This window comes from Streptococcus sp. UMB1203 (genome assembly GCF_030217725.1).
Lineage (GTDB): Bacteria > Bacillota > Bacilli > Lactobacillales > Streptococcaceae > Streptococcus.
The window spans coordinates 1-5,013 of sequence record NZ_JASOOK010000049.1 but is presented as its reverse complement, the minus strand read 5'-3'; the positions used below and the strand labels follow the sequence as shown (position 1 = coordinate 5,013).

General features: G+C 38.4%; 1 protein-coding gene. It reads right to left on the bottom strand.

All coding sequences use genetic code 11. The annotated features are described in order from the left end of the window. A partial coding sequence (locus QP439_RS08675) for a Rib/alpha-like domain-containing protein (RefSeq protein ID WP_285389587.1) occupies window positions 1–4,823 on the bottom strand: 4,823 nt, incomplete at its 3' end. Window positions 4,824–5,013: the final 190 nt, after the last annotated feature.

Here is a 5,013-nt window from a genome sequence, read left to right as displayed (position 1 = left end):
ACTCCTGGTTGATCGCTTTCGAAGGTTGTTCCTGATGGAATTTTCTTACCGTTCTCTTCTGTTAATGGTATTTCTACTTTAGTTCCCGGTTTTCCATTTCCATCATCGTATTTCGGTGTGTAATCATCTTTATCTCGACTAGTTACCGTTACTTTTACTGGTACTTCGTCTTTTGATCCATCTGGATATGTTACTGTAATCTTACCTGTAATCTTATCTCCTGGATTTGCTCCTTCTGGGATCGTTACTGTTACTTTTCCATCTTTATCTACTGAGATGACTCCTGGTTGATCACTTTCAAATGTTGTTCCTCCTGGAATTTTCTTACCGTTCTCTTCTTTTAATGGTATTTCTACCTCAGTTCCTGGTTTTCCATGACCATCGTTGTATTTCGGTGTGTAATCATCAGATACTTGAGTCACCTTAACGGTTACTGGAACATCGATAGTAGAACCATCTGGATAGGTAACAGTTACAACACCTGGCTTGTCTCCTGATGTAGAAGTGTCTGGTGTCGTTTTCCATGTGTAATTTGTACCATTTGGAAGGTCACTATTATTACCAATACTGTTCTTAGCATTCGGTTGCACCTTAAGCCCAACTGTTTGAGTTTTAGCTGTTGGAACAATATTTGTTGCTTCCTTAATTGGGCTTGGTTCTGACACAACATTATCTTCTCCTGGTGTTTGAACAGTTGTTTTAGCTGTAATATTTCCTACTGGAACCTTACCTGGGATGATTACTGTTGCTTTTCCATTTGTTACAGTTCCTGTACCAATAACAGTTGTTCCATCTGGACCATAAAGAGTTACGATTGAACCATCTTTAACTCCCCCTCCAACAGAAACAGTTACTGGAACATTTTCTTTATTAGACTTACCTGTTAAATCTGTTTCAATCGTTGGAGCTTTTGGCTTAACAATGATTGTTACTTGCGGATTAGATTTGGCTACTGTGTTATCTGTATGAGTTGCTGTTGCTGTGTACTTAAAGACACCTGCTGTATCTTGAACAACTTTCGGCGTTGTCCCTTCCCAGCCCCACTCAACTCCAATTCCTTTACCATTAGGTCCAGCGTCTGTATATTGGTTAGCGTCCACACGCCCCTTCCAGGTTCTTAACGAATCTCCAACTGTAACAGTCGCCGTTTTACCTTTGATAGGATAAAGAGCTGCTTTATTAGTTGTCGCTACTTTCTCTGGACTAGGATCAGATGTAACATCTTGTTCACCTGGTGTTTGAACAGTTGTTTTAGCTGTAATATTTCCTTTTGGAATTGTTCCTGTAATTGTCGCTTTTCCATTAGCCACAGTACCTCTACCAATTGCACGTCCATCCTGAGAATAAAGTGTTACAATAGAGCCATCTTTTACCCCGTTATGAACATTTACAACAACTGCTGTGTTAGGTAATTCTGCCTTACCAGTTAAATCCGTTTCAATTGTTGGAGCTTTTGGTTTAACAATAACGGTTACTTGTGGATCAGATTCTGCTACTGATTTATCTGTATGAGTTGCTGTTGCTGTGTACTTAAAGACACCTGCTGTATCTTGAACAACTTTCGGCGCTGTTCCTTTCCAACCCCATTGTACCCCATTTCCACGTCCTTTTGGTGCATCTGTGTATTGGTTAGAATCTACACGTCCCTGCCACGTTCTTAGTGAATCTCCAACTGTAACAGTTACTGTCTGACCTTCCAGTGGATGCTGACTAGCTAAGTCTTTCCCTACATGGACAGGGACATCAATATTCTCAGTTGATTTATCTGGATATGTGATTTTTACGACTGCTTTTTTATCTGTTCCTGTAGTATTGGTTTCAGGTTTTGAAACTACTTCAAAGATAGTTCCGGCTGGGAAGGCTGGCGTACCAGGCTTAGCAATGACTTTTCCTTTAACCTCATCATCTGTAATCTTATGATTAAATGGTACAGTCAGCGTATTTGCTGCTGGAGTATACTTTTCTGCCTGTTCATGTACTTCAAATACAAAATGCCCTGTTGTTGAATTTGTGCCATCAGTTGAAATTGCACGCGCAGTATACTTACCTTTTGCAACACCTAAACCTACTGTTCCTGTTACATTTTGTCCTAATGGCGAACCTTCTGTTGCCGTACCACTGACAGGGGTAAAGTTAAAGCCACTTTGTAGGTTTTCCATTTTGAAGTTCGTCACTTTTCCACTATCATCTGTAGTGATAAGACGTGTATTCACTGCATCACCACGGTATAGTGGAATAACTATATTTTGTCCTTCTTCATGAGTTTTTCCTAACTCCACTTTGCTACCATCGTCTTTAGCCCAATAGATTTTTGGTGGCGTTGTATCACGAACCACTACTGGAACTGTTACTTCATCCGTTGATTTATCAGAGTAAGTCACAATAACTGTAGCTGTTTTGTTACCTGTTGTATCTGTATCAGGTTTTTGTTTAACACTTAACGTAGCATTACTTGGATAATTTTTAACTTTTGCTTTAATTGCTTCATCTGTTAATTCTTGTTTGATTCCAACTACAACAGTTTCTGCCGTTGGATTGTGTTTTTCATTTTCTTTAGTGGCTGGTACAACTTTTACTTTTACTGTCTTAACAACTTCGTGACCAGCGTCATCAGTTGCTTTAAAGGTAACTGTTTTTTCTCCAATATCAGATTCTTTTGCCGCTCCAAGGTCAATAGATAGCGTCTTTTGTTTGTCAGTATTTACTGAATAAGTCGTTTTTTGCGTAAATAGATGACTAGCATATTTTGTTGCTATATCTGTAAAGTCTAAATTCACCTTAGTATCATCTTGTCCATTTACATTAAATAAGATTTTCTCACCAACTTTTACAGTTTGTTCTGCTGGTGTAACAGTCAATGTAGGTGGTTGTGTATCTGCTGCTTTTACTGTAATCGTAATTGTTTTTTCAGCCTTGTTTCCATTTTTATCATAGGCTTTAATGGTTACTGTACTATTACCTACAGGTCCTGTTGGTGTTCCAGTAATTTTACCATTCGTAAATGTTAGTCCTTGTGGTAATCCAGTTACTTCAATTGGATTGTTTGGACGCATTCCAACTCCGCCTTTATTATCTTCAGCTGTTACTGGAATATCTACAATTTTTTCATTTTTTGTAACTGTTGCTCCGTTTGCAGTAATAGTTGGCGGTGTTGTATCTCTTGGAGTTAAACTCGTCCCTAATGTCCCTATAATATATGAGTAACTAGTATTTAGAGCTTTTGTTACTGATGCAGCATATGCACGACCATAAGCATTCGCCTCTGCTTCAGTAACATCATTTTTCAACTTAATCTTCGCATGCATGTGCACCGCATAATCAGTACTTTCTCTTCCAACATCTATACCTAGATAATATGACGCCTTTGGATAATTTCCATTTTTATCTTTAGGTAACTGATTTAATGTCGAATCATATCGGTTATTTTTGAACACATCCCATCTTTGATTATCACGAGTTACCCCTGAATTCGGATCATAAAACGAATATCCATCATTATTAAAAATTTTATATTGTTGTGCCCATGGATTTGAGATTGTAGCAGTATTACCATATTGTTCAAAGCCTTGGAAATCATCTGAAAGTCTTCTACCTCCGGTATTACGATAACGTGTAAATGTTAAATCTTTTACTGTATTAGATGGGTCCATAATGTTAAACGGAGCTTGGAAGTAATAGTGTTGTTGATAAGTGTTTTCTGTCATCTTATGTCCATCATTATTGAAGAACACATCGTAAACAATCCATTTACCTTGACTATCTTGCATATAGTAGGCTTTGATATCTGTTTTATTTAATGTTAATTCTGGTTCGTTGTTTCGAGTACTTTGGCCTCCATTTTTTTTAGGATCCACAGAGGCGAAATATTTAATATTTGCTAAGGCTCCTGAACTGATTTCACCATTTGCTCTAAATTGAGTACCTTTAGGCATTCTCTGACCATTACGTGAGTCACGAGCACCTGAAGTCAAACGTGTTGTAGCGTTTTTAACAGAGTTAAACATTCTCTTCACACGTTTTGTCATATCTTCAACATCGTTCAGAGAAACTGTTGTATTTTCAAGAACACCTTGAGCCAAGCCCAATAGTTCATTGGCTTTTTCAAGAACTTCTTTGCTAGTCTCATGCTCAGGCAATTCCAAAACAGCTGCCTGCAATTGATCTACAGATACTTTCAAAGCATCTTTTTTAGCTGATACAGTTTGACTCTCTTCGCTTGCACTTACTTCAGAAGAAGGTTGGCTCGCTGGTTTTTCAGCCTGCTTCTCAGTTTTATCTACTTGAACCCCAGTTGATTCCTTAGCAGCTGATACGACTGTCACATCTTTAGACAAGAGTTCTACAAGCTCATCAATATCCTTTTGAGCTAGCTCAGAATTTTCTAGAGCCTCTTTTCCTTTTTGAAGTCTGTCTTTAACAGGCGAGACTACTGAATCGTCAAGGTTTAATTTAGTTGAAAGAAGAAAATTTAATTCTTCAACTACTTTTCTTAACTTGGCTTTATCACCTGCATTAGCTCTATTTGTAGCAACTGCAGGTGCTTGATTTTCCAGAGATTTGTTTCCTGCATCTACTTTGTTTTCAGCAGCGCCTGTACTCTCTTGAGGCGACTTGGGCTCATCTTTAGGGTTTACTACGCCCGCAGCAGATGGTGTAGTATTTTCGCTTACACTATCCGCACTCGCAACGCGCGCACCCAAAAACATCAGCGCTGCAACAGCAACTGAAGCCGCACCAAAGCTATATTTACGAATAGAAAAGCGCAAAACCTTTTCGCTTTGGTGACGCTTTACCCTACTTAATGAATTCTGTTTATGTTCCATTTTCCCTCCTAGGATTAATGCAAATATAATATAGAAAAAGCAATCTTTATAACTCTAATTTCTACAAAGAAACAAGTTATAAAAACCACTATGACGACTGCTATTGCGATGACATCACAGCTATCACAGCTATCACAGCTATCACAGCTATCACAGCTATCACAGCTATCACAGCTATCACAGCTATCAC